We start from the raw sequence: 4,591 nt of genomic DNA, 5'->3' as shown, positions 1-4,591 counted from the left end.
GCCCGGCCGGGGCGGCCGGGTGCCCTGGGGCGCGGACCGGTGGGGCCCGGCCGGGGTCGTGGCGGCCCTGCTGGCCGGGGCGCTCGCCGGGTGCGGCACGTCCCACAGCGACGGTCCGAGCGGGCACGCGCTCGCCACCGCCGCCGACAACGACAACCCGCCGGAGGCCGCCGAGCCCACCCCCGACACCGGCCCGAACGGCGGCCGGGGCGCGCGGGCGGCGGCCGGCCCCCTCTTCCGCGCCGAACTGCCGGGCCTCGGCCCGAGCACGCTCGCCAAGGTGCCCTCGAACGCGCGCCAGGTGGTGCTGGTCACCGGCGAGGGCCGCGACTCCGCGCGCTCCACGGCCGTGCTGTACGAGCGGGACGCGACCGGCGCCTGGCGGGCCGGACCCGCCTGGACCGCGCACAACGCGCTGCGCGGCTGGACCGCCGACCACCACCTGAACGACCTGCGCTCGCCGATCGGCGTCTTCCCGCTCACCGACGCCGGCGGCTACCTGCCCGACCCGGGCAGCAGGCTGCCGTACGACCGCTCGGGCGGCTTCACCATCGGCGGCACGGGCTTCGCGGGCGAGCCGCTGGCCGGGTCGTTCGACTACGTGGTGGCCATCAACTACAACCGCGTCGCGGGCACCTCGCCGCTGGACTGGACGCGGCCGATGGGCGCGAACCGGGGCGGCGGCGTGTGGTTCCACGTGGACCACGGCGGGCCGACCCGCGGCTGCGTCACGCTGGCCAAGGACCACATGCGGGCCCTGGTGCGCGCGCTCGACCCGCGCCTGCACCCGGTGGTGGTCATGGGCGACGCGGGGTCGCTGGCCGAGTAGCGTCCCGGCGGCCGGGCGGCCGGGCGGCCGTTCGGAGCCCCGCCGCCGCGCCCGCCCGGCGTACGCACCGGGCGGCCCGGCCTCGTACAGGCCGGGCCGCCCGCCCCCGTGCCACGCGGCCCGCCCGGGCCCTCAGAGGTGCCCGGTGAGCCACGGCCCCTCCCCGCGCGCCACCCGGGCCGCCCGCCGCACCGCGCGCGCCAGCCGGTGCGGCGTGGCCTGGTGCCGCCACAGCACCGCCCGCACGCCGTACTCCGCGACCGTCAGCAGCTCCGACTCGGGCAGCTCCGCCACCACCAGCACCACCCGCCGCGCCCCGCTGTGCGCCAGCCGCCGCAGCTCCGCCCCGGCCCGCGCGTCGAACCGGTCGGCCGCCAGCACCGCCACCGCGCCGCGCGGCTCGCCGCCGCCCGCCCGGTCCCCGGCCGGGTCCGGCGGGTCGACCAGCTCGACCGTGGCCTCCTCGCGTAACTGCCGCTCGACTCCGGCCCGCGCCGACGGGTCGGGTCCGTGGACCGTCACCGTGACGCGCCCTGATTCCGCCACCGCTTCCCTCTCCCTGAGCCTGTGACTCCAGAGTGGAGGGGAGCGTTAAACGATCGATTACCGACGGATCAACGCCGGAGCAGGGCCCGGCGCGCANTACCGACGGATCAACGCCGGAGCAGGGCCCGGCGCGCATACGGCCCCGGGGGCGCCCCCGGGGCCGTACCGCCGACCGTTACCGCTGATCAGGCCCGCGCCGGCTCCTCCAGCCGCGGGAACAGCGCCTCGCCCTTCGTGACCCGCGCGCCCGCGGGCAGCCGGCCCCACGTGCCCGCGTCCGCCACCCGCTGCTCGGCCAGCGGGCCGAGGTGCGGCTCGGCGCCCAGCGACGCCCACAGCTTCTCGCAGGTGGCGGGCATCACCGGGTTCAGCAGGACGGCGGTGGCGCGCAGCGACTCGGCGGCGGTGTAGAGGATCGCGGCCAGCCGGGCCTGGCCCTCCGGAGAGGCGTCCTTGGCGACCTTCCACGGCTCCTGCTCGGTCAGGTAGCCGTTCACCTGCTTGATGAAGTCGAAGACCGCGGCGATGCCGCCCGCGAAGTCCAGCCGCTCGCCGATCCGCTCGTCGGCCTCCCGCGCCGCCTTCGCCAGGCCGTCCGCGACCGCCTGCTCGGCCGGTCCGGCCGCGGGGCCTTGCGGCAGCACGCCGTCGAAGTACCGGCCGACCATGGCCGCCACGCGCGAGGCGAGGTTGCCGAAGTCGTTGGCCAGCTCGCTGGTGTAACGCGCCTGGAAGTCCTCCCAGGAGAACGAGCCGTCCTGGCCGAACTGGATCGCCCGCAGGAAGTACCAGCGGTAGGCGTCGACGCCGAAGTGGTCGGTGAGCTGGTGCGGCGAGATGCCGGTCAGGTTGGACTTGCTCATCTTCTCGCCGCCGACCATCAGCCAGCCGTTGGCCACGACCTTGCCGGGCAGCGGCAGCCCGTTCGCCATCAGCATCGCGGGCCAGATCACCGCGTGGAAGCGCAGGATGTCCTTGCCCACCAGGTGCACGTCCGCCGGGAACGTCTGCTCGAACTTCTCCTGGTCCGCGCCGTACCCGACCGCCGTCGCGTAGTTGAGCAGGGCGTCCACCCACACGTAGATGACGTGCTTGTCGTCCCACGGGATGCGGATGCCCCAGTCGAAGGTCGAGCGGGAGATCGACAGGTCCTGAAGGCCCTGCCGGACGAAGTTCACCACCTCGTTGCGCGCCGACTCCGGCTGGATGAAGCCGGGGTTGCGCTCATAGTGCTCCAGCAGCTTCGGGCCGTACTCGGAGAGCTTGAAGAAGTAGTTCTCCTCCTTCAGCATCTCCACGGGCCGCTTGTGGATGGGGCACAGCTTCTGCCCGGCGTACTCCCCCGCGCCGTCCAGCAGCTCGCCCGGGGTCTTGTACTCCTCGCAACCCACGCAGTACGGGCCCTCGTACCCGCCCTGGTAGATCTCGCCCTTGTCGTACAGCGACTGCACGAACTCCTGGACGCGGGCGGTGTGCCGGGGCTGGGTGGTGCGGATGAAGTCGTCGTTCGCGATCTCCAGGTGCTTCCAGAGGGGCTGCCACGCCTCCTCCACCAGCTTGTCGCACCACTCCTGCGGGGTGACGCCGTGCGCCTCGGCGGTGCGCATGATCTTCTGACCGTGCTCGTCCGTGCCGGTGAGGTACCACACCTTCTCGCCCCGCTGGCGGTGCCAGCGGGAGAGCACGTCGCCCGCGACGGTCGTGTAGGCGTGGCCCAGGTGAGGAGCGTCGTTGACGTAGTAGATCGGGGTCGAGACGTAGAACGCCTTCGTCCCCCGGTGCTCGTTTCCAGTGGCCGCCATGGGCGAAATCCTATCGGCCCGCACCGGGCCGTCCGCGAATCCCTTATGCCGGGCTTGCGGGCGGGTGTCGCCGGCGCGCGCGACGTCAGCCGCCGGCGGCCTCGGCGTCAGGCGTCGCCGTCCGCGAGGACTCCCGCCGCGCGGGCCGCCGCCAGCCAGGCCGGGAGGCCGGCCGTAAGGCGGTCGTACAGCTCCGCGTCGGCGACCTCGCGCGGCTCCAGACCGGCGTGGAAGAAGCCCGCGTTGTCGACCGGGCGCCGGTCGGGTACGGACAGGTCGTCCAGCTTGCGCAGGAAGTCGAAGCCCCGGGACGCCGGGTCGCCGAAGCCCACGAACTGCCAGAAGAGCGGCAGCCGCGCCGCCTCGCACAGCGCCTTCTCGGCGGCGGGCTTGCTGGTGGGGGCGCCGTCGGTCTGGAAGATCACGAGGGCGGGGCGGGTGGTGCCGGACTTCTGGTGGTGCTCGATCACCGCGTTGATCGCCCAGTGGTAGTTGGTACGGCCCATGTGGCCCAGGGAGGTGTGCAGTTTTCCGATGCGGCCCTGGTGGTCGGCGAGGTTCAGCTCGGCGGTGCCGTCGACGTCGGTGGAGAAGAAGACGACGGGCAGCACGCCGTCGTCGTCCAGGTGCGCGGCCAGGGCCAGGACCTGCTCGGCGAAGTGCTGGACGGTGCCGTCGCCGTAGTAGCGGCGCATCGAGCCCGACCGGTCGAGGACCAGGTAGACGGCGGCGCGGTGGCCGGTGAGCCCGCGCTCGCCGAGGGACGCGCCGGCGGCCTTGTAGCGGCCGGTGAGGGCGGGGGCGCGGGTCTCGACGGCGGAGAGGGGGAGGGCGGGCTCCTGCGGGGCCGGTTCCTGTGCTGCCGGTCCCTGTGCTGCCGGTTCCTGTGCTGCCGGGGCGGGGGGCGTCGGTTCCTGCGCTGTCGGTTCCTCGGGCGTCGGCTCCTGCGGTGCGGTCGCCGTGGGCTCGGGTGCTTCCGGGGCGGCCACCGCGGGCTCGGGCTGCGGCTCGGGCTCCGGCCGGGCGGACTGGGGCTCCGGTACGGGTACGGGCTCGGGCTCGCGGGCGGGCGCGGGGATCACCGGCGCGGCGGCCTCGGGCTCGGGCGCGTCTTCGGCCGGAGACCCGGAGTCGGCCAGGGCACCGGAGTCGGCCAGGGCACCGGAGTCGGACGGGGATCCCGAGTCGGCCGGGGCGCCGGGCTCGGTCCGTACCGGCTCCGGGGCCGGGTCGGGCTCCGGGTCGGGGGACTCCAGCAGCTCGTCCAGGGTGCGCAGGGGCCGGCTCAGGGCCGGGTCGAAGGCCGGCGAGTCCTCGGGGTCGTCCGGCTCGGCCCCGGCGCCGACCGCCGCGGGCGACCCGGCGGGCGACGCGCCGAGCGCCGCGCCCGGCGCCTCGGCCCGGGCGGCGGCCG

Annotated in this window: 4 protein-coding genes; 1 reads left to right on the top strand and 3 read right to left on the bottom strand. The window is 75.2% G+C overall.

Going from position 1 to position 4,591, the window contains the following annotated elements; all coding sequences use genetic code 11:
* The first annotated feature begins 19 nt into the window (after positions 1-19).
* Complete coding sequence (locus tag RKE29_RS28090; protein ID WP_312008497.1) at positions 20-829, top strand: hypothetical protein; 810 nt, start codon at positions 20-22, stop codon at positions 827-829.
* Positions 830-961: 132 nt separating this feature from the next.
* Here RKE29_RS28090 and RKE29_RS28085 read toward each other — a convergent pair whose 3' ends face one another.
* The 3 genes from RKE29_RS28085 to RKE29_RS28075 all read right to left on the bottom strand — a co-directional run.
* Positions 962-1,375 (bottom strand): DNA-binding response regulator, encoded by a 414-nt coding sequence (locus RKE29_RS28085; RefSeq protein ID WP_312008496.1) that lies wholly within the window; start codon positions 1,373-1,375, stop codon positions 962-964.
* 185 nt (positions 1,376-1,560) lie between these two features.
* Positions 1,561-3,177: a methionine--tRNA ligase gene (metG, locus tag RKE29_RS28080; protein ID WP_312008495.1), complete on the bottom strand. Its 1,617-nt coding sequence runs from the start codon at positions 3,175-3,177 to the stop codon at positions 1,561-1,563.
* Positions 3,178-3,284: 107 nt separating this feature from the next.
* Positions 3,285-4,591, bottom strand: a 1,307-nt coding sequence (locus RKE29_RS28075) for a VWA domain-containing protein (protein ID WP_312008494.1), incomplete at its 5' end; no start/stop codon positions are given.

The organism is Streptomyces sp. B1866, from assembly GCF_031932565.1.
Classification (GTDB): domain Bacteria; phylum Actinomycetota; class Actinomycetes; order Streptomycetales; family Streptomycetaceae; genus Streptomyces.
The sequence above is the reverse complement of the archived record's forward strand: the minus strand, read 5'-3'. Positions and strand labels throughout refer to the sequence as shown.

Bases quoted from the DNA above. Each gene is read 5' to 3' on its own strand.
- metG (WP_312008495.1), bottom strand. From the start codon at position 3,177: ATGGCGGCCACTGGAAACGAGCACCGGGGGACGAAGGCGTTCTACGTC.